Here is a 24,136-nt window from a genome sequence, read left to right on the forward strand (position 1 = left end):
TTCCCTCCCGAGCAGCCAGCATTTTCGGCCGCCTATCCTTTATAGCGATCCTTCCAGCGAAGCAGCCAGCCCTCGATTACGCGAATGAGCGTATCGGTAGCCAGACCGGCCGCGGCGAAGACGAATATTCCGACGAAGACGACCGGCGTATCGGCGAACTGGCGAGCGTCGGACATCATGTACCCAATGCCTTCCGTGGAAGCGATCAGCTCCGCGACGACGAGCCCCAGCCAAGCCAGCCCCATCGATATCCTCGCTCCAAGCAGAATGTTGGGAACCGCAGCCGGCAGCACCAGCCTGACGATCTGCTTGATGCGGCTGAAGCCGAGAACCCTCGCGACCTCGAACAGCTTGTTGTCGACGTTGCGAATGCCCATGAACGTATTGATGTAGATGGGGAAAAATGCGCCCTTGGCGATTAACAGCACCTTGGATTGTTCTCCGATCCCGAACCAGAAGATGAATAACGGAACGACGGCGAGACTCGGAATCATGCGAATCATCTGGAAGGAAGGATCGAGCAGCTTCTCCGTCCGGCGGAACAGCCCGACCGCCACGCCGAACGCCAGCCCCAATCCTCCTCCGAGGACGAACCCCGTCAGCGCCCGCCACACGCTGATTTTGAAATGGGCCCACAAATCTCCCGAAGCCGCCAGATCGACGAACGATTGCGCGATGACGGCCGGGGTCGGAAACATCAGACTCGAGATGTACCCTAAATCTCCGAACAGCTGCCACAGCGCCAGCACGAACAGCGGCACGATCAGCGCCAACCCCGCCAGCGTCCACTTGCCCGGCCTTTCTCCGTAGCCGCGACCGGTTCGAACGACGGCTCGACCGTTCATTTCCATCCCTCCTTTTCCCAAAAATACTTTAGCGTTAATTTAATTAGCATTGATTAATCGAATAGTAATCCAATAATACCTACCTGTCAAGTGGGATTTTTAAAAGAAAAGTTGCTACATGCCTTGTTGACAGTCGAGAAAGAAGATGTTACGTTATTTCCATTAATCTCATCGGTATAGTAATAATTATGAGGAGGATGTTTCTATGACTAACCCGCTGCTGGAAATAAAAGCGCTGAGCAAGCGGTTCGTCGGCGCCAAAGGTACGGTTACCGCTCTGCAGAACATCGATCTGTCCGTAAAGGAAGGAGAATTCATTACGATCATCGGCCCGAGCGGATGCGGCAAAAGCACGCTGCTGCGGATCGTGGCCGGACTCGACACGCAGTATGCGGGTTCGGTCGAACTGGAAGGTTCGCCGATCGACAAGCCGGGCATCGACAAGGGCTTTATTTTCCAGGAGCATCGCTTGTTCCCTTGGCTGACGGTGGAGAAAAACATCGCTTCGGATCTGTCGCTTGCCAACAAGGAAGTCAGGCGCAAGGTGGATGAATTGATTGAATTGGTGCGGCTGCAAGGCTTCGAGAAAGCCTATCCGCGGGAGCTGTCGGGGGGAATGGCGCAGCGGGTCTCCATTGCCAGGGCGCTGCTGCGCAAGCCGAAAATTCTGCTGCTCGACGAGCCGTTCGGCGCGTTGGACGCCTTCACGAGGGCGCATATGCAAGAGGTGCTGCTCGACGTGTGGCGCAACAACAAGACGACGATGCTGTTCGTCACGCACGACATCGACGAAGCGGTGTTCCTGGGCGAGCGCGTCGTCATTCTGAAGCCGCGTCCGGGCGAGATCAGCCGGATCGTGCCGATCGAGATGGCTTATCCGCGCAAGAAAACGAGCCCGGACTTCCAGAGCGTGCGCCTGAAGGTGCTGAGCCAGTTCGAGTCGGTCGAGGAGCCGGTATTCTCGCAAGGGGCGGGCATCTGATCCGCGACGCGGCCAAACAAGAAAAACGGGATTGCCCGCAGAGCGAGGGTCGTTGATGACCCACAGCTCGGCGGCAATCCCGTTTGCGTTCAACAAGGCGCTTCGATTAATGCAAGTCCGGAAGCATCGGACGGTTCGCCTCCAGCAGCTCGTCGACCAGCGCTTTGATCCGGTCGATCGGCAGCTCGGCGGACGTATGCGGATCGAGCAGCGCAGCGTGGTAGACGTACTCTTTCTTGCCGGTCAGAACCGCCTCCATCGCCAGCAGCTGCATGTTGATATTCGTGCGGTTCAGCGCGGCCAGCTGCGGCGGGAGCGCGCCGAACCGGGTCGGCGTAATGCCGTTGGCGCCGACCAGGCACGGCACTTCCACGCACGCCTCCTCCGGCAGATTCGAGATAAGGCCGCCCGTATTGAGCACGTTGCCCGCGATCGAGAACGGCACGTTCGTCTCCATCGCCTCCATGATGTAGGAGGCGTATTCGTGCGTCCGCTCGTGCGTAATCGACCGGTCGTTCACCAGCCCGTTCATCACCTTGTCCCAATACTCCTGCCTGCTGCTGCCCCAGCCCTTGTAATTTTCCGTCGGAATGTTGTAGCGCTCGAGCAGCTCCGGGTAGGCGTTCTTGAGAAAATAAGGCACGTATTCGGCGCCGTGCATGCTCGATTCCGTCACGTAATAGCCGAACGTGTTCATGATCTCGTAGCGAACCATGTCGTCGTGCGGTCCCGGCCGCGCCGCCGCCCGCCGCTTGATCTCCGGATACAGATCCTCGCCGTTCCGCGTAATATCCAGCAGCCAGGCTTGATGGTTGATGCCGGCAATCCGCCAGCGCACGCCTTCGGCGTCCATGCCGAGCCCTTCCAGCAGCTCCTTCGCGCATACTTGCACGCTGTGGCACAGCCCGACCGTCTTGACTCCCGTCCCCCGCAGCATCGCTCCGGTCAGAATCGCCATCGGATTCGTATAGTTCAGGAACCACGCGTCCGGACACAGCTCCTCCATGTCCTTCGCGAACTCCAGCATCGGGCCGGCGGTGCGCAGCGCCCGCATCAGGCCGCCGACGCCGAGCGTGTCGGCGTACGTCTGCTTGATCCCGTATTTGCGCGGAATTTCGTGATCCCCGAGAATGTACGGCTCGAACGCGCCGGCCGTAATCGCGTTGACGACGTAGGTCGCGCCCTTCAGCGCCTCCCGGCGGTCGGCGTACGCTTGCACCGTCGCCCGGCCTCCGAGGTTCGCGTTCAGGTTCTGCAGCATCGTCTCCGATTCCTTGAGCCGCTGGAGATCGATGTCGTGCAGCGCGAAATGCGCGTCCGCCAGAGCCGGCGTCAGCATGCAGTCTCCGATCACGTTTTTGGCGAAGATGGTGCTGCCCGCTCCGATAAAGGCGATTTTCAGCATAGTTTCTCTCTGCTCCTTTAGGGTTGAATAATAGTTATCCTTTCACGCTTCCCATGACGATCCCTTCGGCAAAATGCTTCTGCAGGAACGGATAGACGAGCAGCACCGGCAGCATCGCGACGAACACCTGCGCCGCCTTCGACGTGCGGTCGGAAATTTCCGCCCATCTGGCGACATCCGCCGCCGTCATCAGCGCCATGTCGCGCCCGACGATGACGGTCTGCAGGTAGCTCTGCAGCGGGTAATGCTCCGGCCTGTTCATGAGAATGAGTCCCTCGAACCACGAATTCCAGTGCGTGACGATGCAGAACAGCGTCAGCGTGGCGATCGCGGGAGCCGACAGCGGCACGGCGATGCGCCAGAGCGCCTGCCAGCGGCTCGCCCCGTCGATCTCGGCCGCCTCCTCGATCTCGTCCGGCAGCGACTTGAAGAAATTAAGCAGCAGGATCACGTTGAACACGGGAACCGCGCTCGGCAGAATCAGCGCCCAGAACGTATCGAGGATGCCGGTCATTTTAATCGTCATAAACCATGGAATGAGTCCGCCGCTGAACAGCATCGTCAGCACGAAATACCAGGCGTACGCGTTGCGGAAGCGAAAATGCTTCCTGTCCTTGGACAGCGGATACGCGATCAGAATCGTCAGCAGCATGTTCAGCGGCATGCCAACCGCGACCCGCAGCACGGAAATGAGAAACGCATTGCCGAATTCCGGCTTGCCGATGACGAATTCGTACGACTTCAAGCTGAAGTCGACCGGCCACAGCGTCACTTGCCCCGCGGCCACGGCCGAGCTGGAGCTGAAGGAAATCGCCAGCACGTTCACCAGGGGAAGCAGGCAGGCGGCCGCCGTCGCCGCCAGAAACAAATAGTTAAGAACGACGAACAGCCTCCTGCCGAATGATGCCCGAACCACGACGTCTCCCCCTTTCTTAGAAAATCCGGTAGCCCGTCAGCCGGTAAGCCAGCATGTAGGACGCGCCGACCATGACGAACGATACGACCGATTTGAACAGTCCAACCGCGGTCGCCACGCCGTAGTTGGCGTTTTCGATGCCGATCCGGTACACCAGCGTGTCGATGATGTCGCCGGTCTCGTATACCTGCGGGCTGTACAAATTGAAAATCTGGTCGAAGCCCGCGTTCAGCACGTTACCGAGGCTGAGCACCGACATGAGCACGATAATCGGCAGCAGGCCGGGCAGCGTCACGCTCACCGTCTGCCGGATTCTGCCCGCTCCGTCCATCTCCGCCGCCTCGTATAGCGCGGGGTTGATGCCCGCCAGCGCCGCCAGGTAGACGATTGTGCCGTAGCCGAACTCCTTCCACGTATCGGAGATCGCCATCGTGAACGGGAACCAGCCGGGATCGCCGAGAAAATAAACCGAAGGCAGCCCGAGCCAGCCCAGCAAACCGTTGACGATGCCCGTAGACGGCGACAAGATGTCGATGAGAATGCCGCTTAAAATAATCCACGACAGAAAATGCGGGAAATAGACGATCGTCTGCACGCCGCGCTTGAACAGCCGGTTTTTCGCCTCGTTCAGCAGCAGCGCGAACGTCACCGGAACGACGATGCCCGCCGTCATCTTCATCGCCGCGATGAAGAACGTATTCCCCAGCACCCGGGCGATGCCGGGCATGCGCAGCATATATTCGAAGTTCGCCCAGCCGACCCAAGGGGACAGGAACATCCCCTTGGACGGTACGAGCCGTTCGAAAGCCATGATGATGCCCGCCATCGGAATGTAGCTGTAGATGAACACCAGCACGAATCCCGGCAAGATCATCAGGTGCAAAGGCAGTTCCCGGAAGCTTCTGCTTTTCATGCGTTATCCGCCTCTTCCTTGCCGAGCGTTCGCGGCCGTCCTAGCGGGACGCCTGCCACTCGTTTACTTCCCCGGCGATCGTGCCGCCGCCCAGATTGCTCCATTGCGCCGCGAAATCGTCGAACTCATCGATCGAGCCGCTCATGATAATGCGGGTGAACGCCTGAAGCTGGAGCTTCTGCAGCGTCGCGTTGTTGTCGGTCATTCCCTGCGTCGGAGCGCCGAAGTAGGCGTCGTCCATCAATTGGCCGTTCGTCTCGTAACCGTTGATCACGGCCAGCGAGCCTTCCTCTCCGTACATGCGCTCGTTGCCCCACAGGCCGACGTCTCCGCCCCGGTAAGCGACGATATTGTCGTAATAGCCTTTCTCTTCCGCATTCAGCTTCGACGAATCGTTCGAGGCGAGCGCCTGGACGACGTTCAGATGCGCGTCCAGATTTTTGCGCGGCGCCTCGCCGTAGAGCAGCGCGTAATCGAACGTGGCCAGACCGCTGGCGTCCACGTTGTAGACGTCCGGCTGCGCGGTTTCTCCCCACAGCTTCTCCAGGCCGAAGTTGAGCAGCTTGACGGCGGCTTCCGGGTTTTTCGCGCCTTTCTTCACGACGTAATACTTGCTGATCGCGAACGGCACCTGCGCCTTGGCCGGCTGATCGTCCACGGAAGGAAGCGGCAGCGCCTTCCACTGCATATTCGGATCGGCGTTCTTGGCGTCCTGCAGCCAGCCTACGTTCCAGAAGAAGCCGTAGAACAGGCCGAGCTTGCCGGAAGTGGCGGATTCGTTCACCTTGGAGGCGTCCTTCGTGCCGAATTCCTTGTCGATCCACCCGTTCTTGTACATCTCCTGCAGCTTGGCGAGCGCCGCCTTCGTCTCCGGCTGGACGCTCCCGTAGACCAGCTTGCCTTCCCCGTCCTCCACCCAGATGTTCGGATAAGCGTGGAAACCGTTAAAGAAGCCCTCCATGCCGGCATAGAAGCCGAAAATATCTTTGTTGATCCCGAGACCGTGTGTATCGGCTTTGCTGTTGCCGTCCGGATCGCGGGTCACGAAAGCTTCGGCGGTCGCGACGACGTCGTCGATCGTCTTCGGCTCGGGCAAGCCCAGCTTCTCCAGCCAGTCGGTGCGCACCCACAGCACGTGCGTCTGTCCGAGACCCGAGCTCATGTTCGGAAGCGCGTACAGCTTGCCGTCGAAGGTGGCGGATTTCAGCGCGTTGCCGCCGTCCTCGTTCAAGATTTTCTTCGTAAAATCGGAACCGTATTGCTCGTAGACCTGCGTCAGATCCTCGACCTGTCCGTCCTGGACGAGCCGCTTGAGCTGCGAGGCGTTGACCGGCATAATATCCGGCAGATCGTCGGAGGCGATCGCGATATTCAGCTTCTGGTCGTACTGCGCCGCCGGCGCCGTCCACACATAGTCGATGCCCAGCCCGAGCTCGCTCTCGTAAGCGCGCGACCAGACATTGTTGTCGATCGACTCTCCGTCATTGAATTTCAATCCTTCCGATATCGCCCGCACGGCGGATACCCGGATCGGCGGGTCGTACTTGCCCAGCGGGTCCGCCGGGGCGGATGGCGCGGCCGACGCGCTCGGCGAGCCGGCCGAAGAGGGACTCGCCTCTCCCGACGGTCCGTCGTTGCCGCCGCTGCAGGCGGACAGCAAGGTCAACAGAAGCGCGGAAGCGGTAATTGCCGATAATCCTTGTTTAAGGTTCATGCGAATGGCTCCCCTTTGTGTGATTCGTAACTTCCTCGTCATTATAGCAAGCGGCTGAGGCTGGGCGAGAGCGAGGCTTTTCCTCGCATGGTGGGAGTATCGTCCTTCTTTTGCCCGTCCTCCGGATCGTCGTCCTACCGTTTTCGAACGCGATTCCGACTAAGCCAAGCAAAAACGCCTTCGGCGTCCTCTGGACGATGAATGCGTTTTGTCGGAGACGATTCAGATAAGGATAGCGGATTTTATACTTGCTGAATCGCGAAAAAAGGAGCGGACCGCTTCGTCCCGGTTCCGCTCCTTCCCCTCCGTCGGGCCTGCCGTTGCTTTCCTTCGTCAGGTCCGTCCGCCCCTTCCCCTTGGTCAAGTCCGTTCCGAGAACCGCTGCCGGTATTCGGAGGGAAGCAGGCCCGTCTGCTCCTTGAACATTTTGCTGAAATAGCGCTGATCCGAGAAGCCGCATCTCTCCGCAACGATATAGACCGGATAGTTGGTTTGCAGCAGCATGTCCCGCGCCGCATAGACGCTGACGTGCTGCAAAAACTGCGTGAACGTCATCCGGGTAATATCCCGGAAGCAGGTGCTGAAGTAGCTTTTGCTCAGGTTGACGCTCTGGCTGACCTCTCCCTGCTTCTCGTGGCTGCCCGGACGTTCCGCGATGCGGTCGACGGCTTTGAGAATCGCCTGAATGACGTCCTCCGAGTATTGGGAGCGGCGCAGCCAGCGCAGAATCGCGTCCCTCAGCCGCTCCAGCCATGCCGGAAGGAGAGCGGCCTCCGGCTGCGGATGCTCGCTCCAGGCGAACATGGGCAGCCGGATACGCCAGCCTTCGACCGCCGCCGCCATCGCGCGTTCCAGCTCGGGAGCGGCGTCTCCGCCAGCCTCGCGCACGGACTCGGCCAATGCGGCGAAGCGCGCTTCGTCCGCGATCCAGCCCAGTCCCGCGCTCGCCTCCCCGACTTTGCGGAGCGCCTCCGCGGGCAGCGCGGAGGACGGAAGTGAGGCGCGCTTGCCTTCCCGGACCGCCTTGCAGATCCGCTCCATCGCGGCGCTCAGGTCCATGTCCTCCAGCTGCGTTTTCACAATGTAATCGATCGCTCCGAGACGGAGCGCTTCCTGAATATAATCGAAGTCCTGATGACAGGTCAGAATAACGACTTTGATTCCGGGATACTCCTGCCGGAGACGCTTCGTCAGCTCCAGTCCCGACATGCCGGGCATCGTAATATCCGCCAGCAGCAGATCGACCGGCTCGCCGCGGACGAATTCGAGCGCCTTCTCCCCGGTTGCCGCTTCCCCCGCGATCTCGATGCCGTAGTCCTCCCATGGAACGGTCAGCCTGAGCCCTTTGCGAACGAGGCTCTCGTCATCCACGATCAGCGCCCGGATCATGCTCATCGCGTTGCCCTCCCTTCATCTCGTCCGGCAGACGAATCGTCACGCGGGTACCCTCGCCCGGCGCGCTCTCCATCGTCAGCTCCGCTTCTCCTCCGTAATAGACGGCCAGCATCTGCTTCACGTAGCGCAGGCCGATGCCGAGTCCGGTTTTCCGGTCGCCGTCACCCTCCAGCATATCGGCCAGCCGGTCGTCGGGAATACCTTTGCCGTTGTCGCTCACCCGCAGCAGCAGCGTCCGGCCCTCCCTGGAGATCGTCACGTCGATTGCGCCTCCCTCGTCTCCGTCGAAGCCGTGATACAATGCATTCTCCACGAGCGGCTGCAAAATAAACCTCGGTATCGGAATGTCGAGCGCTTCCTCGTCGATGTCCAGACGCACGTTGAAGGAATGGTCGTAACGGATGTTTTGCAGCTCGATATAGTCGCGGATCGCCTCGGCTTCTTCGCGCACGGTGACGATGATCGTTTTTTTGCCGAGATTGTAATGCAGCACGCGGGTGAATACCGACACGAGCTTCGCGATATTGCTCTGGCCCTGAATACGGGCAAGCCATTGGATCGTGTTCAGCGTATTGTGCAGGAAGTGCGGATTGATCTGCACGAGCAGCTTCTCCACCTCGAGCTGTCCTCTGCGCTTCTCCTTGTCCTCGATATCGAGAATCAGTTCGGCGATGCGCCGCCCCATCGACTGAAAGTTGTCGAGTATGCGGTCGAACTCGGGAAGCCCCGTAGCCGCCGTCTCCGCCGGCGTCTGATTGTAGCTGAACCTGGAAATCTCGCGGTTGATGATCCGGATCGGCCGGTACACCATTCGCCAGATCAGCCACGCCAGGGAAATGCCGGCGAGCAGCGACAGCGAGGCGAACAGCGCGAACTGCTTCAGCCACTTGTTCATCTCCCGGTCGTAATCGGACCTCGGAATGAGCTGATACAGCGTCCAGCCGTGCCGCCCCTCCGTCCGGAACGTCTGGTATTGCTCCGCGGGCTCGCGGAACGGTTGTCCGACGGCGACGGCTTCTTCACCGAGATTGCCGTAGACGACGCGGCCGTCGGGATCGACGAGCGCATGGTAGACCGGGAAAGCTCTGCCCGAATCCCCTCTCGGCTCCGTCTCGAACAGAGACTCCAATCCGCCGATTCCCGTCTCGATGTAGGCGTACAGAACTCTCCCCTGGCCGTAGTCCAATTTCCTCAGCAGAGAAAACACCGGCTGCCCGTCCCTTTCTTCCGCCATGGAAGGATGGGGGCCGTAATACGTAAACGCTTTCTGATTATAAAAAGGAATCAACGCTTCCTCGACGAACGAGATCGGACCGGCCGAGTTGGGAAACAGCAGCGGCTCCTCCAGGCCCGGCGCGTAGAAAAACATGGCGGCGAGGTTCGGATTGGAAAAGTTGACGTTGGCGATCGAATCGGTAATATCCCGATACAGCATCGAGCGCTCGTAGGAATCGTCGCTGGAGATAAAACGGACGACTTCGCGCCCGATCCCTCCTTCGACGTCCAGCAGCTGCGAGACGCGGGCGAGCTCCTCCAACTTGCGTTCCAGCTCGTCTCGTTCCCGCTCCGCCTTCTCCACCCATTCGGTTTCGATTTTTTCCGTCTGGACGATATAGATCCACCGGTATGAAATATAGCCGATCAGCACGATCGGAATGACCGTGGCGACGATCAGCAGCAGCGCGAGCCTCGATCTAAGGGAACGAAACGGAATTCGGCGCAATGCGGCATTCATGGTGCGAGCCCCCCAGGCAAGTCAAGCTATTCCTCCAATTATAGCGCATGCGGGTTCGGCCGTCGTTCGGTCATTTTCTGGAATTGGGGGGAGTACGGTCCGAAGAATGAAGCAAAAACGCTTCGGCATCTTTGGACTCCTGTCTTTGCGGCTCTTGCAAAGCAAGCTGTTCCAAAGAATCGGTCATCGCCTCCCTAATTGCGCTCAAACGGAAGGCGATGTTCTGAAGATTCGGCTATCTTCTCCCGAAATGCGCTCAATTGGAAGGCGTTGTTCTAAAGATTCGCACATCGGCACTCGGACGAGGCTCCGGCGAAGAAAAAAACCGGAGAACTCCTCTCTGTCGAGAAGTCTCCGGTTTCGATCAGGCCGTTCCCTTATTCTCGCCGGCGGCTCTGCCGATCGGGTTGGCCAGCAGATGCACCAGCGAGACGGGAATATCGCCTGCTTCCTCTTGCCCGCTCAAGTCGTCCGACGCTTCGCGTTCGCGCTCTTGACCGTCTTGCACGGATTGATAAATCGTATACAACAGTCCCATTGCCTGGTCCTCCTTGTTTCTTATCGATGAATCGCGTCTAAGGTTGAGATACTCCGCCCGCGACAAGCTTAACGAACTCGCTTCCGAAGCTCCGGCAGGCTTCCGCGTCCTCTCCGGAAGGGGACAGTTCGACCTTCAGGCCCGGCAACGCGACGTCCGCTCCCGTCGCCTTCAGCTTGTCGATCAGCAGATCGACCGCCGCTCCGTATTCCGGATAGCAGGAATCGCACGAACCGAACACCGCCGCTTTGCGGCCGGCCAGCTTAATGTCGTCCATCTCCTCGTAAAAATCGAGAAATTCGTCGGGCAGCTCTCCGTCTCCCCATGTATAGGCTCCAAGCAGTATGCCGTCGTATCGTTCCAGCTCCGAAGCGTTCGCGTCCACGACCGATTTGACGACTACTTCGGCGCCTTGCGAGCGAATGCCCGAGACGATTGCGTCGGCCATTTCCTCCGTATTGCCCGTCAAGCTCGCGTAAATCAGAACGATGTCCGCCAAAGCCGCTGTCTCCTCTCTCTCCGCCTCCGCGCGTAAGCGCAAGGACAGTCGTCTATTCTTGTTTTCCTCATCACCATATTAATTGATAATGATTCTCATTGTCAATCCATGGACGTAAGATTTCTTATTTACGTATGCAAAGAGGCTGTCCCATAAGTAAGGGCGTACAAGATTATCGATGAAAAAAGAAGGGCATCTATCTCCTGGAGACTGCCTCATACGGTCCTGAAATGACCCCGTTACGGGTCTATCCATTCAAAATTTCAGGATCGTATAGAAGCGGAAGGAGATTGACGCCCATTTCCCTGCAGCCATCGATAATCGTTCGGTACACCTTTGTTTACTTATGGGACAGCCCTTGTCGGAGATGCTTCAGATCAGGAAGATCGCCAGCAGCGTAAACAACGACAACGTCAAAAGGCCGAAGCCGTAACCCGGGCCGAAGCCGAAGCCAGGACCGAACCAGCCCGAAATTCTCGCGTCCCCCGAAGCCCTCAAGTACACATTGTCCCTGTCCACGTTCACAATGACGCCTTCGTAGCATTCCCCGCAGCGCGTCTGTATCCTGACTCTGCGGTTCATATGTTGTCTGCACGCTTGATACATGTCCATGCTTCGAACCTCCCGGTTGAATAATGCTCACTTCCCTACAGCGTATGTGAGACATGCAACCGGGGATTGTACAAAACCAGGAATGTGCTTATGCCGCGTCAGATCAACGGCTTCTCGAGACGCACGCTGACGAGCTCGCCGTCCGTCCGGATCCAGCCGTTATTAAGCTGCACCGTCTGCGGCTCGCTGCCGCCCGTGATGGCGGCGAGCCGCTCTTCGGCCAAGCCGTTCTCGGAAAATACGGTCAAAATCCGGGCGACCGCATGCGCCGCCTCCGCGTTATGTCCCGGGAACGCGACGTCGAGCACGAGCAGATTGCCTCTCACGCCGACGACGCCCTCGACGCCGCTGGCATTGGAAAATCCGATCCCGTTCTCCCGGAACGACAGCTTATAATCCAGCTCCCCTAACAGAGAGAGCATCTCTTGCGTCGACGAAGCTACGCGTTCGTTGACTCCTTCGAGCGATCCGACCTGTCTTCCGGCCCAATCCTTCACTTCGTCCAGAGCGCTCCCCAGACTCTGCCGGGCTTCGTCCAGACTGCTCGGAACCGCGTTGCCGCAAGCCGCGATCAGCATTGCGAGCACCCCTGCTGCCGTCGCTTTCGCCATCCATTTCACGGACCTCCCCATCGTCTCATCCGCCCTCCCGTTCCGTTTCTCTTTCATACGCAGCGGAGGGCGCAAGGTAACGAAAAATAAGCCGTTATCCGCTTGCGCCGCGGCCCAAAGGCACGACGCGCACGGCGCTCACCTTGAAGTCGGGCATGCGGCAGTAAGGATCGAGCGCGGGGTTGGTGACGAGATTCACGTTCTGCGCGCCGCCCCAATGCATCGGAACGAACACCGTATCTTCCCGGATATCTTCGGTCACCTTGCTGCGCACGACGACGCTTCCGCGGCGAGACGTCACCTGCACGAGCACTCCGTCGGTAATGCGATACCTGTGGGCCGTACGGGGATGAATTTCCATGACGTTCTCGATTTCCCTGGCAGCCAGAGCGGGACTGCGGCGCGTCTGCACTCCGGTCAAGTAATGGGAAAGCAGGCGTCCGTTCGTCAGCAGCAGCGGATAATCTTCATCCGCGTCCTCTTCCGGCGGGCGATTGTCCACCGCGGCGAATACCGCCCGTCCGTCGCCGTGGGCGAAGCCGTCCTCGAACAAGCGCTTCGTGCCGGGATGATCCGGAGAAGGGCAGGGCCAGTACACGCCTTCCTCTCTCCGCAGCCTGTCGTACGTAATGCCGTAATAATCCGCCACCCCTCCGCGACTCGCGGCGCGAAGCTCGTCGAACACTTGCTCCGGCTCATGAAACGCGAATTTGTCTCCGCAGCCCAACGCCTCCGCCAGCTCGCACAGAATCCGCCAATCGTGCCGGGATTCTCCCGGGGCGGGACGCGCCGCCTCCCGGAGCAGCACTCGCCCCTCCAGGTTGGTCATCGTCCCCGTATTTTCCATATAGGACGTCACGGGGAGCACGAGATCGGCCAGCTTCGCCGTCTCCGACAGGAACATATCCGCCACGGCCAGAAAATCGAGCCCGGCCAGCCCTTCCTCCACGAGCGCCGCGTTCGGATTGGACACGATCGGATTCGAGCCCATGATCAGCATCGCTCGAATCTCCTTGTCGTACGTCAGCTTCATCATCTCGTAGGCGGATACTCCCTTGCCGGGCAGATCGGCCGGATCGATCCCCCATACCCCGGCCACGTATTCGCGGTCCCGGGGGTTCTCGATCAGCCGATAACCGGGAAGCTGATCGGCCTTCTGTCCGTGCTCCCGGCCTCCCTGTCCGTTGCCCTGCCCGGTCACCGCGCCGTAGCCGCAACTGTCCCGTCCGATCTTGCCCGTCGCAAGAATGAGATTGAGAAAATTGCGCACCGCCATATGTCCGTCGCTATGCTGCTCGACGCCTCTCGCCGTAAAAATCATGCCCGTGCCCGCCTTGCCGTAAGCGATCGCCGCCCGGCGAATGTCGGCCGCCGCGACGCCGGTCAGCTCCGCGATCTCCTCCAGGTCGAGCTTGGAGACATGTTCTCGCAGCTCTTCGAATCCGGTCGTGCGCTGGCGAATGAAAGCTTCGTCCGTCAGCCCTTCTTCGAACACGACTTTCAGCAAGCCGTTCGCCAGAGCCGCGTCGGTACCCGGCTTGACCCGCAGATGCAGATCCGCCAGAGCCGCCGTTCCCGTCGTCCGCGGATCGATGACGATGATGCGCGCGCCGTTCTCTTTCGCCTTCGTGAAGTAGGGCATAAGCGTAGGCTGACACTCCGCGATGTTTGTTCCGGCGAGGATGATGCATTCCGCTTGCGGAATTTCCGAAAGCCGATTCGTCAGCCCGCGGTCGATGCCGAACGTCTTCACCCCCGCCGAGGCGGCCGCCGACATGCAGAAGCGTCCGTTATAGTCGATATACCGGGTACGCAGCGCAATCCTCGCGAACTTCCCCAGCAAGTAGGCGGATTCGTTCGTAAGCGATCCGCCCCCGTAGACGCCGACCGCGTCCGGGCCGTGCATCCACCGTACGGCGAGCAGGCGCTCGCGCAGCACGCGATACGCCTCGTCCCAAGAGATGCGAACGAAGCCGCCGTCGACTTTCAGCAGCGGATACAGCAGCCGCTCCCGGCTCGCCGCATGCTGATGGGCATTTTTGCCCTTGACACACAAGCGCCCCTCGGAAGCCGCGTTCGGCGCCCCTTCCGCCCGGTAGACCGTACGTCCGCCGAACGGACTCGCCGCCTCCTCGACCGTCATTTTGCACTGGACGCTGCAGTACGGGCATTGCGTCAGCGCGCTTCCCGTCCCTGCATTCGTCGCCAAAGCGTCCTTTTCGACTCCGGTTTCCATCGTCCTTCCCCCTTATGCGGTTCCCGTTCAAGCGTTAGCCGCGGCGCCGAGCTGCGGCCGCCGGCCCATGAGCCAGTATTCCCTGCCGTCCGGATCCAGCAAAGTCTCCCGAACCGCCGTCAGTCCTTCCCGCTCCAGCCACTGCCACACCGCCTCGCCGTAGAACGCGTTCATCCTGTACCCGTGCAGGCAGGAGACGACCATCTCGACCGCCTCTTCTTCGGTCTGAGCGACGACGAGCAGTTGTGCCTGCTTCACCGGACGTCCCGCATATCCCCCCGCGTAGATTTCCCAGCCCGCCGGCGCTTCGGCCAGTCCGAAATCCCGCACGAGCAGCATACTCCCTTCGGCCACGGCAGAATCGACGGCGATGCGGACGTCGCCCGGCATTCGGACAGCGGGCAATCTGCGCTCCAGTTCGGCGCCGACGCGCGCCGCGGCTCCTTCAGCCCCTCCTCCTTCGCCGATGAACAGCTTTACCGGCCGGCCGGCGTCCGGGGCCGCCGAATAATACCGGACCGCTCCCTTGCACAACGCGCAGCCTTCGGGCCGTCTCCATCCCAGCTTAGCTGCCGTCAGCTCGAACGAAGCGAAGCCTCCCTCGGCGACCGCTTCCTTGAGCGCCGCATGCCCCAGCTTCGTGCAGCCGCATACCGGAGGCTCGCTCTCCGGCTCTCCGCCCGCTCCGCCGAGCGCCAGCTTCAGAACCGCCGCCACCATCGGCTTGCAGCCGCCGCAGGAGCCGGACGCCTTCGTCCGGTCTCTGACCTGTTCGACCGTACTCAGTCCTTCTTCGCGAACGGCGGCCAGAATCGCTCCCTTGGTCACCCCGTTGCATTGGCAAACCGTCTCCCGCTCCGGCATCGCCGCCGCTGCCGCGGACGGTCCGCCGCTCTCCGTACGCGCTTCGACGCGCTCCAGCGCGGATACGTCGGCTCCCCGCTTCAGCAGACTCAGCAGCGAGTTGCTCTCTTCTACGTCGCCGAACAGGATCGCCCCCGACACTTTGCCGTTTCTCGCGATCACTTTCTTGTACGTTTTGCGAATGCCGTCGTACTGAAGAAGCGCGGTGTCCGAATCCCGCTCGTTCACGCCGCCCGCGGAAAAGACGTCGACTCCCGACACCTTAAGCTGCGCATAAGGAATCGAGCCTCTGTACGGCTCTGTCTCAAGGCCGCACAGCTTTCTCGCCAGCACCTTGCCTTGCTCGAAGAGCGGAGCGACGAGTCCGTACACCGTCCCCTCGTGCTCGGCGCATTCTCCGACCGCGTATACGCCCGGCACGTTCGTCTCCATCCCGCCGTCGACGACGAACGCGCGGTTCGTCCAGATGCCTCCGGACTTCGCCAGCTCGATGTTCGGCCGAATGCCGACGGCCATCACGATCAGGTCGGCCTGCAGCCGAGAACCGTCGGAGAAAGCGATTCCTTCCGCACGCTTGCGCCCGACGATTTTCTCGGTCGTTTTGCTGAACAGGAACCGCATGCCCTGGTCTTCCAGCTCGGCGCGAAGCAAATCCGAAGACATCGCGTCCAGCTGCCGATTCATCAGATAAGGCGCGTTGTGGACAACCGTCACATCCATTCCGAGGTTGAGCAGCCCGCGCGCCGCCTCCAGGCCGAGCAGCCCTCCCCCGATGACGGCCGCTTTCCGGAAGATCGTCGCCGCTTCCATCATCCGCTCGCAATCGTCCACGCTGCGAAACCCGATCACGCCCGGCTTTCCCACGCCGGATAACGGCGGAATATAAGCGGAAGACCCCGTCGCCAGAATCAGCTTGTCGTAATCCGCCCTCATTCCCGTCGCCGTCTCCACCTTGCGGGATTGCGCATCGATCCGGACGACGGGATGGCCCGCGTGCAGGCGAATTCCCTTCTCCTCGTACCAATTCCAGTCGTGGGTAACGATATCGTTCAAGGACGCGTCGCCTTGCAGCACCTTGGACAGCATGATCCGGTTGTAATTCGGGCGCGGCTCGCTTCCGAAAATCGTGATCTCGTACAAATCCGGCGCCAGCGCGCAAATTTCTTCCACGCATCTGACACCCGCCATGCCGTTGCCGATCATAACAAGCTTCGGTCTGCTCATGCGGCATGCCAACTCCCTTCCGTAAAAAAGAACATAAAAAGCCCACCCCATACAGAAGAAGGGAGCGGGCGTCGTCGCCGGTTTTGGGCACGCCGTTGTGCCTCTGTCGAGCCTTTCGATATTATCAGCTTAATTTCGTCGATCATCAATGTCAAGTATAGTTACACTAAGTTAGTTTAATTCCCGTGAATTCGATATCGAAATATTTTATATGTTAAGTTTATTGACATATAGTTTGCATTTTTTTATAATGTGAATCGGGTTCACAATGTCGTGACCGAAATACATTTCCGGCGCACACAAAGAAGTGTCGCCTTCCGGCAACGAGGCCGCAAAGCTCCCTGTAGGGAACTTGCGGCCTTTTTCGCGCATTGCGATGCTGATCTATAACTCGTCTTCCGAAGGAGCGATGATGCAGATGGAAAATAAAAGTTTCTGGCAAAGCGGGCACAAGCCCACTCTCTTCAGCTCGTTTATGTACTTCGACATGAGCTTCATGGTCTGGGTGCTGATCGGACCGCTCAGCGTCATCATCATGCAGGATTATCCGATGGACCCGATTCAGAAAGCGAATCTCGTCGCGCTCCCCGTGCTCGGTGGTTCGATTCTCCGGCTCGTGTTCGGTTTCCTTACCGATTATATCGGTCCTAAGCGAACCGGTCAGCTCGGTCTGATCCTGACTACGATTCCTCTCGTCTGGGGATGGCAGTTCGTCAGCTCCCTCGACGATCTGTACATCGTGGCGCTGCTGCTCGGCGTCGCCGGAGCGTCGTTCGCCGCCGCTCTGCCGCTGGCCAGCCAATGGTATCCGAAGCAGCATCAAGGCTTGGCGATGGGCATCGCGGGAGCCGGCAACAGCGGCACGGTGTTCGCCACGCTGTTCGCCAACCGGCTCGCCGGCCATTACGGCAGCTGGGAGGCCGTGTTCGGCCTGGCGCTCATCCCGATCGTCGCCGTCCTGATCGGCTTCTCGATCTTCGCCAAGGACAGTCCGAACCGCCCCGCTCCGAAGAAGCTGTCGCAATACGCCAATGTGCTGAAGCAGCGCGACGCTTGGCTGTTCTGCATTTTGTACAGCGTCACGTTCGGCGGATTCGTCGGCATGTCCAACTACTTGACGATCTTCTTCAACTCCCAGTACGGCCTGTCCGCCGTCAGAGCCGCGGACTTCACGACGATCTGCGTCATCGCGGGCAGCTTCTTCCGGCCGATCGGCGGCTTCCTCTCCGACCGGATCGGGGGCGTGCGCATGCTTACCTTTCTGTACGCCGGAGCGTTCGCCATGTTCGCCTGCGTCTCTACGCTTCCTTCACTCCCCATGGTCATCGTCTACCTGTTCGCCGGCATGATGTGCCTCGGCGCGGGCAACGGCTCGGTGTTCCAGCTCGTTCCGCAGCGTTTCGGAGCGGAGATCGGACTGGTCACCGGCATCGTCGGAGCCGCGGGAGGCTTGGGCGGATACGCCCTTCCGCTCTTGCTCGGCAGCTTGTACAAATCTTCGGGCTCCTACACTCCCGGCTTCCTGGTCATCGGGGGCGTCGCGCTCGCCTGCGTCGCTTTGCTGCTGATCGTGCAAGGCTCCTGGAAGCGCACATGGAACGCCAGAGGCGCCGCCGCCAAAGTCGAGAACGTCGGCCAGGCGACTTGACGACAGGAGCTTTCCCGTATGCCGGGCAACATCAACCACAGAAATAGAGGTAGGGGTATGTATCTTCTTCTGATTCGCTCTCCAGAAGATACATACCCCTGCTTTAACTTACAGAATCTACACCGATTGAGTCAGATTGAGTCGGGTTACAGCAGCAAACTACGGGTCTGCGCGGCTCCAACCTCGCTCAGCCGGGTTACAGCAGCAAACGGCGGGTCTGCGCGGCTGCAACTTCGCTCAGTCGGGTTACAGCAGCAAACTGCGGGTCTGCGCGGCTGCAACCTCGCTCAGTCGGGTTACAGCAGCAAACTGCGGGTCAACAAGGCTCCAACCTCGCTCAGCCGGGTTACAGCGACAAACTGCGGCTCCGCGCGGCTGTAACCTCACTCAGTCGGGTTACAGCAGCAACTGCGGCTCCGCGCGGCTGTAACCTCACTCAGCCGGGTTACGGCGGCAAACTACTGGTCTGCGCGGCTCCAACCTCACTCAGTCGGGTTACAGCAGCAAACTGCGGTTCAACAAGGCTGCAACCTCGCTTAGCCGGGTTACAGCGGCAAACGGCGGGTCTGCGCGGCTCCAACCTCGCTCAGCCGGGTTACAGCAGCAAACGGCGGGTCTGCGCGGCTCCAACCTCGCTCAGCCGGGTTACAGCAGCAAACTGCGGCTCCGCGCGGCTGTAACCTCGCTCAGTCGGGTTGCAGCAGCAAACTGCGGGTCTGCGCGACTGCAACCTCGCTCAGTCGGGTTACAGCGGCATACTGCGGTTCAACGAGGCTGCAACCCCACTCAGCCGGGTTACAGCGGCCGCGTAGAGAATGTCCTAGCCGCAGGTAGGCTGCATCGGTCTCGTTCGCGGTCGCATCTTATTTCCGGAATGCCCTACCGAGTCAATATCCGAATCGCGTGCGCGATCGGAGCCTCGCCTGCACCGGCGGCGAATCCGTCGGGCAAGCGAACCTTGATCCCCTCGTCGCAGCGCTCCAATGCCAATCTGCGATTCGTGCCGAGCTCCTCCGCGCCTACGGCTTCCCTTGCATACGGAATGACCAACTCCGCCGTTACCGGCTCCTTTTCATCCCGATACAGCCTGAAACCATAGACGTTGTCGCCCTTGCTCGTAAACGCCCACTCCCCGGTGAAGAACGGCTCGCACATCCGCGTTCCGTAGATGCCCTCGCCATATTGCTCCAGCCATGCGCCAAGCTCTTTGATCCGCTTGATCGCCCCTTCCGGGAGCCGGCCGTCCGGCTGCGGACCGACGTTCAAGGCCAAGTTGCCGCCCTTGGAGACGATCTCCAGCAGCATATGAACGAGCCGCCGCGTCGATTTGTATTCGTCCTCGTAGCGGAACGAGAACGACGTCCCCATCGTAATGCAGCTCTCCCACGGAATGTTCATCGGACGGTCCGGAATCGATTGCTCCGGCGTGACGATGTTCTCATAAGGTCCGCCGACGGTGCGGTCGGCGGCGAGCAGCCAAGGCTGCGTCCGCCGCGCGCGGTCCACAAATTCGCCCAAGCGGATATCCTGGTTCACCCGGCCGCCGGAGCGAACCCATCCGGCGTCCAGCCACAGCACGTCGATGCGGCCGTAGCGAGTGAGCAGCTCCGCAAGCTGATCGTGGGTGAACTGCACGAACTTCTCCCACAGCCACGGATATTCGGCCGGATCGTACGACGGTCCGCGCCACATCTCCCGCCCGCGGGCATGGCCCGGAGTCCAGTAATACGGCGTGTGCCAGTCCGCCTTGGAGAAGTAAGCGGCAATGGCCAGCCCCTCCTCGCGGAAGGCGTCGAACAGCTCCCGGCAAATATCGGCATGCCTGTGCGTATGGAACGGGCAGTCCGGCCCCGTTACGCGGTAATCGGTCGTATGCGTATCCCACATGCAGAACCCGTCATGGTGCTTCGTCGTGAACAGCAAATACTTAAAGCCCGAGTCCGCCGCCAGCTTCGCCCAAGCCCGGGGCTGAAGCCGAATCGGGTTAAATGTCCGGTTAAGCCCGAAGTACTCCCGCTTGAGCTGTTCCCCGTCCGTCTCCCAGTCGATTCCTTCTCTCGACCAGTCGGCATCGTCGTCGCTCAGCGCCCAGGACTCGACGATGCCGAGCTGAGAGTAAGGCCCCCAGTGCATCATCAAGCCGAGCTTCTGGTCCTTGAACCATTCCAGCCTCTCGAGCAGCAGCGGGTCCTCCTGCTTCACCCACTCGTCTTCCTTGCTGAAATGATGGACTCCCGCCTCTACAACCTGCTCCTCGTCGGCCATCTTCCCGTCTCCTAGCGAACGGCAATCGCGTTCTGATAGATTTGGATATATCTCTCGATCTGCAAGCCGTCAAACCCTTTTGCGTAACTGTCCCAATCTTTGTCGATGTCCTTGCTGCCGGTAATGAACTGGGCCATGTTGCTCTTGATGTAGTCGCGGATCGTCGTCCTGAGCTGTGCGGCGATCTCCGTATCCTCCAACGCAATGAACACGCTGCTCGGATACAGCTCGTCGGAAGCGTACGCCTCGTATTTCTGCGACTCCCGCTTCAGCCTGACCTCGTAAGCGCCCTCGGCGAGCGGATCCTGGGGAGCCATCCACGAATCGCGGTACTGGTACGTGCGCAGCGACGGACCGATCTGCTCCCAGCCGTCGTTATGCGTCGTCTTCTCGGCGGCCTTCGGAATAAACGCGTATTTCGCCGGCTTGCCGTCCATGCCCAATTCGCCATCGGTCGCCTTGCGCCAGCTGTTGCCTTCCGGACCGTGCTCCTGCAGGACGATCGCTTCCTCGGTGAACAGGAAGTCGACCAGCCGGATGGCGGCGATCTGCTGTTCCTTCGTCGCTTTGTTCGTCAGCGCGAACTGCGACCGGCTGACGCCCGCGAAGTTCAGCGACTGCTGCAGGCCGTTCGGCCCTTTCAGCGGCGGCAGCGTCACGTAGTCCTTATGCCGCGGATGCTTGTCGTCCGGCGATACGGCGTAGCTGATCAGAGCGGTCGTGATCGCGCCCATGATGTTGTCCGGCTCGCGGTTGCCGAGCTGCTGGATGGCGTCGGCGTTCTGCGTGAAGGCGGCGGGATCGATCAGCCCTTCCTCGTACAGCTTGTTGAGGTACTGAAGCCCTTGCTTCCACTCTTCCTTGTTCGCGGCCAGGTCGACCTTGCCGTCCCGAACGAACAGGAAGTTGCCGCTGTCCTTGTCCACATAGTCGTCGGTAATAAAAGCGTTCATCAGAAACGCCGCGATGTTGCCGGCCCACATCTCGTCGGAACCGGTGAGCGGAATTTCGTCCTTCTTGCCGTTGTTGTTCGGGTCGCGCTCCTTGAACGCCTTCAACACTTCGTAAAATTCGTCCGTCGTCGTCGGCATCTGCAGCCCGAGCTGGTCCAGCCACGCCTTGTTGATCCACAGCTTCATCGCGTAGTTGCAGTGGTAGCACTCGTTGATCTGCGGAAGCGCGTAGATGTTGCCGTCCGGCGCGGTGATCGAGCCTTTCAGGTATGGCAAGTCCTCGATCGCCTTCTTGATGTTCGGAGCGTATTGCTCGATCAGATCGTTCAGCGGCAGGAACACGCCCTGCTTGCCGTATTTCATCTGCTCGTCTTTCGTCAGGTTGCCGTGCAGGATGACCTCAGGGTAGTCGCCGCTCGCCAGCATGAGCTGCTTCCGGTCGTTCAGCGCGTTGTCCGGCACCAGATCCCATTCTATGTTGATGTTCGTTTTCTCTTCGACGTATTTCGTATACGTGTTCGTGTCCATATTCTCGATGCTGGCGTACTGCGGCGCGAACATCTTCAGCGTCAGCGGCTTGGTCACGATCGGATACGTCCCGACGGGCGTAAACAACTCCTCCTGAGCCGGAGACTGGGAAGCGCTCGCTTGCGGAGATTGACTCGAACTGCCGGCCGGTGCGGAGGGATTGCCGGATTTGCTGCTGCATGCGCCCAGAATAAGCGTGCTCAAAAGCATGAATGCCGTCACGAAAGCGATTCGACGATTGCGTCTCTTCATACGGATGACTCCTCCTCTTCATCTACATTAATGGTCGTGCTCTATCACACTTGCGATGCCAACAAGCCCGCAGCCCTCTGTTCCGGCCTCACCTCCTTTACGGCGCCGGATTCGTCAGCCCTTCAGGGAGCCGATCATGACGCCTTTGACGAAATATTTTTGCACGAACGGGTAGATGATCAGCACCGGCAGGCTGGCCACGACGATCAGCGAATATTTCAACAGATCCTTCAGCCCCTGCTGCGCCAGAAAAATGTCCACGTTCGACACCATCGTCGGATCGATCGTATTCAGAATGAGAATGTTGCGAAGCACGATCTGCAGCGGGAACAAGTCGGCCGACCTTAGGAAAATAAGCGCATCGAAGTAAGCGTTCCAGTGGCCGACGGCGTACATAAGCGACATGACGGCGAGAATCGGCTTGGACAGCGGCAGGACGATGCGGAGAATGAAGCGGATGTCGTTGCACCCGTCCAGCTCGGCCGCTTCGGCCAGTTCGTCCGGAATCGTCGTCTGGAAGAAGGTTCGGGCCACAATCACCTGAAACACCGCCAGCGCCCCCGGCAAAATCATCGCCCATCTCGTATCGAGCAGCTGCAAATTTTTGACGAGCAAATAGTAAGGAATCAGACCGCCCTCGAAAATCATCGTAATGATCAGCAGCACCATGATGACGTTGCGGCCGTAGAACGTTTTTCTGGCCAGCGGGTACGCCAGCATGACCGTCATGACGACGTTGATCGTCGTCCCGGCGACCGCATAGATCAGCGAGTTCATATACCCGGTGCCGATCTGCGGATTGCGGAACACCGCCGTGTAGCCGTCGAGCGTGAATTCGACCGGGAACAGCCATACCCGGCCCGAGATGACGGCTTGGGGCGAGCTGAAGGAAGAGCTGACGATGTACAGGAGGGGAAGCAAAATAACGAGCAGCACGGCCGTCAGCAGCGCATAGATTCCAAGGATGAACAACCGGTCGCCCTGCGATTCGCGAATCTTGGATGATCTGAACATCTTTTCTCCCTCCCCGCTACCATAGACTGGTGCTCGACAGCCTTCTCGCCAAGTAGTTGACGGATATGAGCAGAATCAGATTGATGACCGAGTTGAAAAATCCGATCGCCGTCGAGAAGCTGAAGCTGGAGCTGAGCAGCCCCACCTTGTACACATAGGTCGAGATGACCTCGGACGTCTGCAGGTTCAGCGGGTTCTGCATGAGGTACACCTTCTCGAAGCCGAGCTTCATGACGTTGCCGAGGTTCAGGATGAGCAGAATCGTCGATACGGGAATGAGGCTCGGAATGTCGATGTTGATGATTTTCTGAATCCGCGACGCGCCGTCGACCTTGGCCGATTCGTAGAGCTCGGGATTAACGCCCGCCAGCGCCGCGATGTAGATGATCGCCCCGTACCCCGTATACTGCCACACATCGGACCAGACGTAGATCGATTTGAACAGACCCGGCATACCCATGAAGTTTGTATTTTCGACGCCCATCCATTGAAAAAACTTGCTGACGATGCCCACGTTCGGCGACAGCGTCATAATGATGATCGACACCATGATGACGGTCGAGATGAAGTAGGGCGCGTAGGTGACGAGCTGAACGCTTTTCTTGAACAGTCCGTTGCCTACCTCGTTCAGCATCAACGCAAGCAGGATCGGCGCCGGGAATCCGATGGCCAGACCGTACAAGCTGATGCCGAGCGTGTTGTTGATGTACAGCCAGAAGTTGGGAGATTCGAAAAACTGATTAAAGTATTTGAATCCTACCCAAGGACTGCCCCAGATGCCCTGAACGACGTTGTAATCTTTGAAGGCGATCAGAATGCCGGCCATCGGGACGTACTTGAACGTGATCAAATAAAGGATCGGCAGCGCGATGACCGCGTACAGCTGCCAGTGACGCCTGATTCTTTTGTAAGCGGATTTGCGGACGGGTTTCTTTCTCCCCGGTAGTCGGGGAGCCGCGATCGATTGCTCCGTAATGCCGGTCATAG

At 59.6% G+C, this 24,136-nt stretch carries 19 protein-coding genes; 2 read left to right on the top strand and 17 right to left on the bottom strand.

Translation table 11 applies throughout. The features are described from left to right. Nucleotides 1-32: 32 nt before the first annotated feature. The gene (locus tag B0G52_RS23805) at nt 33-845 is read right to left on the bottom strand and encodes an ABC transporter permease (RefSeq protein ID WP_233162983.1); all 813 of its coding nucleotides are present in this window, start codon (nt 843-845) and stop codon (nt 33-35) included. Nucleotides 846-1,050: 205 nt separating this feature from the next. On the opposite strand from B0G52_RS23805, the gene B0G52_RS23810 reads away from it, so the two are divergent. Next, nucleotides 1,051-1,827, top strand: a complete 777-nt coding sequence (locus B0G52_RS23810) for an ABC transporter ATP-binding protein (protein WP_094047904.1) — start codon at nt 1,051-1,053, stop codon at nt 1,825-1,827. A gap of 106 nt (nt 1,828-1,933) precedes the next feature. Here the strand turns inward: B0G52_RS23810 and melA are convergent, their stop codons facing one another. The 12 genes from melA to nirB all read right to left on the bottom strand — a co-directional run bounded on the left by melA (nt 1,934) and on the right by nirB (nt 16,489). Further along, on the bottom strand, nt 1,934-3,232 hold the full coding sequence (gene melA / locus B0G52_RS23815) for an alpha-glucosidase/alpha-galactosidase (RefSeq protein ID WP_094047905.1): 1,299 nt from the start codon (nt 3,230-3,232) through the stop codon (nt 1,934-1,936). Between the two features lie 34 nt (nt 3,233-3,266). Next, nucleotides 3,267-4,148, bottom strand: a complete 882-nt coding sequence (locus B0G52_RS23820) for a carbohydrate ABC transporter permease (protein WP_094047906.1) — start codon at nt 4,146-4,148, stop codon at nt 3,267-3,269. Nucleotides 4,149-4,164: 16 nt separating this feature from the next. After that, the gene (locus B0G52_RS23825; RefSeq protein ID WP_094047907.1) at nt 4,165-5,061 is read right to left on the bottom strand and encodes an ABC transporter permease; all 897 of its coding nucleotides are present in this window, start codon (nt 5,059-5,061) and stop codon (nt 4,165-4,167) included. A gap of 40 nt (nt 5,062-5,101) precedes the next feature. Then, nucleotides 5,102-6,775, bottom strand: coding sequence for an extracellular solute-binding protein (locus B0G52_RS23830; RefSeq protein WP_094047908.1), 1,674 nt, complete (start codon nt 6,773-6,775; stop codon nt 5,102-5,104). Nucleotides 6,776-7,135: 360 nt separating this feature from the next. After that, nucleotides 7,136-8,170, bottom strand: coding sequence for a response regulator transcription factor (locus tag B0G52_RS23835; protein ID WP_094047909.1), 1,035 nt, complete (start codon nt 8,168-8,170; stop codon nt 7,136-7,138). Then, complete coding sequence (locus B0G52_RS23840; RefSeq protein ID WP_094047910.1) at nt 8,139-9,905, bottom strand: sensor histidine kinase; 1,767 nt, start codon at nt 9,903-9,905, stop codon at nt 8,139-8,141. The genes B0G52_RS23835 and B0G52_RS23840 overlap by 32 nt, the downstream gene beginning before the upstream one ends. Before the next feature lie 364 nt (nt 9,906-10,269). Continuing rightward, nucleotides 10,270-10,443 carry a hypothetical protein gene (locus tag B0G52_RS35665; RefSeq protein ID WP_158223841.1) on the bottom strand — a complete coding sequence of 58 codons (174 nt, stop codon included), beginning with the start codon at nt 10,441-10,443 and terminating at the stop codon, nt 10,270-10,272. 37 nt (nt 10,444-10,480) lie between these two features. Further along, a complete protein-coding gene (locus tag B0G52_RS23845; RefSeq protein WP_094047911.1) occupies nt 10,481-10,942 on the bottom strand; it encodes a flavodoxin in 462 nt (153 codons plus the stop codon). Nucleotides 10,943-11,314: 372 nt separating this feature from the next. Next, the gene (locus B0G52_RS23850) at nt 11,315-11,554 is read right to left on the bottom strand and encodes a hypothetical protein (RefSeq protein ID WP_094047912.1); all 240 of its coding nucleotides are present in this window, start codon (nt 11,552-11,554) and stop codon (nt 11,315-11,317) included. Nucleotides 11,555-11,652: 98 nt separating this feature from the next. Further along, complete coding sequence (locus tag B0G52_RS23855) at nt 11,653-12,165, bottom strand: hypothetical protein (RefSeq protein ID WP_094047913.1); 513 nt, start codon at nt 12,163-12,165, stop codon at nt 11,653-11,655. Nucleotides 12,166-12,259: 94 nt separating this feature from the next. Continuing rightward, nucleotides 12,260-14,401 carry an assimilatory nitrate reductase catalytic subunit NasC gene (nasC, locus tag B0G52_RS23860; RefSeq protein ID WP_094047914.1) on the bottom strand — a complete coding sequence of 714 codons (2,142 nt, stop codon included), beginning with the start codon at nt 14,399-14,401 and terminating at the stop codon, nt 12,260-12,262. A gap of 27 nt (nt 14,402-14,428) precedes the next feature. After that, nucleotides 14,429-16,489, bottom strand: a complete 2,061-nt coding sequence (gene nirB, locus B0G52_RS23865) for a nitrite reductase large subunit NirB (protein ID WP_094047915.1) — start codon at nt 16,487-16,489, stop codon at nt 14,429-14,431. Between the two features lie 418 nt (nt 16,490-16,907). On the opposite strand from nirB, the gene B0G52_RS23870 reads away from it, so the two are divergent. Beyond that, nucleotides 16,908-18,137 (top strand): nitrate/nitrite transporter, encoded by a 1,230-nt coding sequence (locus B0G52_RS23870; RefSeq protein ID WP_094048066.1) that lies wholly within the window; start codon nt 16,908-16,910, stop codon nt 18,135-18,137. Nucleotides 18,138-19,016: 879 nt separating this feature from the next. Here B0G52_RS23870 and B0G52_RS23875 read toward each other — a convergent pair. From B0G52_RS23875 to B0G52_RS23890, 4 genes are all read right to left on the bottom strand, one after another. Continuing rightward, complete coding sequence (locus tag B0G52_RS23875; protein ID WP_094047916.1) at nt 19,017-20,402, bottom strand: alpha-L-fucosidase; 1,386 nt, start codon at nt 20,400-20,402, stop codon at nt 19,017-19,019. An 11-nt stretch (nt 20,403-20,413) separates the two neighbouring features. Beyond that, nucleotides 20,414-22,135, bottom strand: a complete 1,722-nt coding sequence (locus tag B0G52_RS23880; RefSeq protein WP_233162985.1) for an ABC transporter substrate-binding protein — start codon at nt 22,133-22,135, stop codon at nt 20,414-20,416. A 114-nt stretch (nt 22,136-22,249) separates the two neighbouring features. Next, entirely contained in the window at nt 22,250-23,149 is a 900-nt protein-coding gene (locus B0G52_RS23885) for a carbohydrate ABC transporter permease (protein WP_094047918.1), read from the bottom strand. 16 nt (nt 23,150-23,165) lie between these two features. Next, the gene (locus tag B0G52_RS23890) at nt 23,166-24,134 is read right to left on the bottom strand and encodes an ABC transporter permease (protein WP_094047920.1); all 969 of its coding nucleotides are present in this window, start codon (nt 24,132-24,134) and stop codon (nt 23,166-23,168) included. Nucleotides 24,135-24,136: the final 2 nt, after the last annotated feature.

It is taken from the genome of Cohnella sp. SGD-V74, assembly GCF_003001675.1.
Taxonomy (GTDB): Bacteria; Bacillota; Bacilli; order Paenibacillales; family Paenibacillaceae; genus Cohnella.

Coding starts and splice junctions, on each gene's coding strand:
- B0G52_RS23805 (WP_233162983.1), bottom strand. CDS start 845: ATGAACGGTCGAGCCGTCGTTCGAACCGGTCGCGGCTACGGAGAAAGG.
- B0G52_RS23810 (WP_094047904.1), top strand. CDS start 1,051: ATGACTAACCCGCTGCTGGAAATAAAAGCGCTGAGCAAGCGGTTCGTC.
- melA (WP_094047905.1), bottom strand. CDS start 3,232: ATGCTGAAAATCGCCTTTATCGGAGCGGGCAGCACCATCTTCGCCAAA.
- B0G52_RS23825 (WP_094047907.1), bottom strand. CDS start 5,061: ATGAAAAGCAGAAGCTTCCGGGAACTGCCTTTGCACCTGATGATCTTG.
- B0G52_RS23830 (WP_094047908.1), bottom strand. CDS start 6,775: ATGAACCTTAAACAAGGATTATCGGCAATTACCGCTTCCGCGCTTCTG.
- B0G52_RS23835 (WP_094047909.1), bottom strand. CDS start 8,170: ATGAGCATGATCCGGGCGCTGATCGTGGATGACGAGAGCCTCGTTCGC.
- B0G52_RS23840 (WP_094047910.1), bottom strand. CDS start 9,905: ATGAATGCCGCATTGCGCCGAATTCCGTTTCGTTCCCTTAGATCGAGG.
- B0G52_RS35665 (WP_158223841.1), bottom strand. CDS start 10,443: ATGGGACTGTTGTATACGATTTATCAATCCGTGCAAGACGGTCAAGAG.
- B0G52_RS23850 (WP_094047912.1), bottom strand. CDS start 11,554: ATGGACATGTATCAAGCGTGCAGACAACATATGAACCGCAGAGTCAGG.
- B0G52_RS23855 (WP_094047913.1), bottom strand. CDS start 12,165: ATGGCGAAAGCGACGGCAGCAGGGGTGCTCGCAATGCTGATCGCGGCT.
- nasC (WP_094047914.1), bottom strand. CDS start 14,401: ATGGAAACCGGAGTCGAAAAGGACGCTTTGGCGACGAATGCAGGGACG.
- nirB (WP_094047915.1), bottom strand. CDS start 16,489: ATGAGCAGACCGAAGCTTGTTATGATCGGCAACGGCATGGCGGGTGTC.
- B0G52_RS23870 (WP_094048066.1), top strand. CDS start 16,908: ATGGAAAATAAAAGTTTCTGGCAAAGCGGGCACAAGCCCACTCTCTTC.
- B0G52_RS23875 (WP_094047916.1), bottom strand. CDS start 20,402: ATGGCCGACGAGGAGCAGGTTGTAGAGGCGGGAGTCCATCATTTCAGC.
- B0G52_RS23880 (WP_233162985.1), bottom strand. CDS start 22,135: ATGAAGAGACGCAATCGTCGAATCGCTTTCGTGACGGCATTCATGCTT.
- B0G52_RS23885 (WP_094047918.1), bottom strand. CDS start 23,149: ATGTTCAGATCATCCAAGATTCGCGAATCGCAGGGCGACCGGTTGTTC.
- B0G52_RS23890 (WP_094047920.1), bottom strand. CDS start 24,134: ATGACCGGCATTACGGAGCAATCGATCGCGGCTCCCCGACTACCGGGG.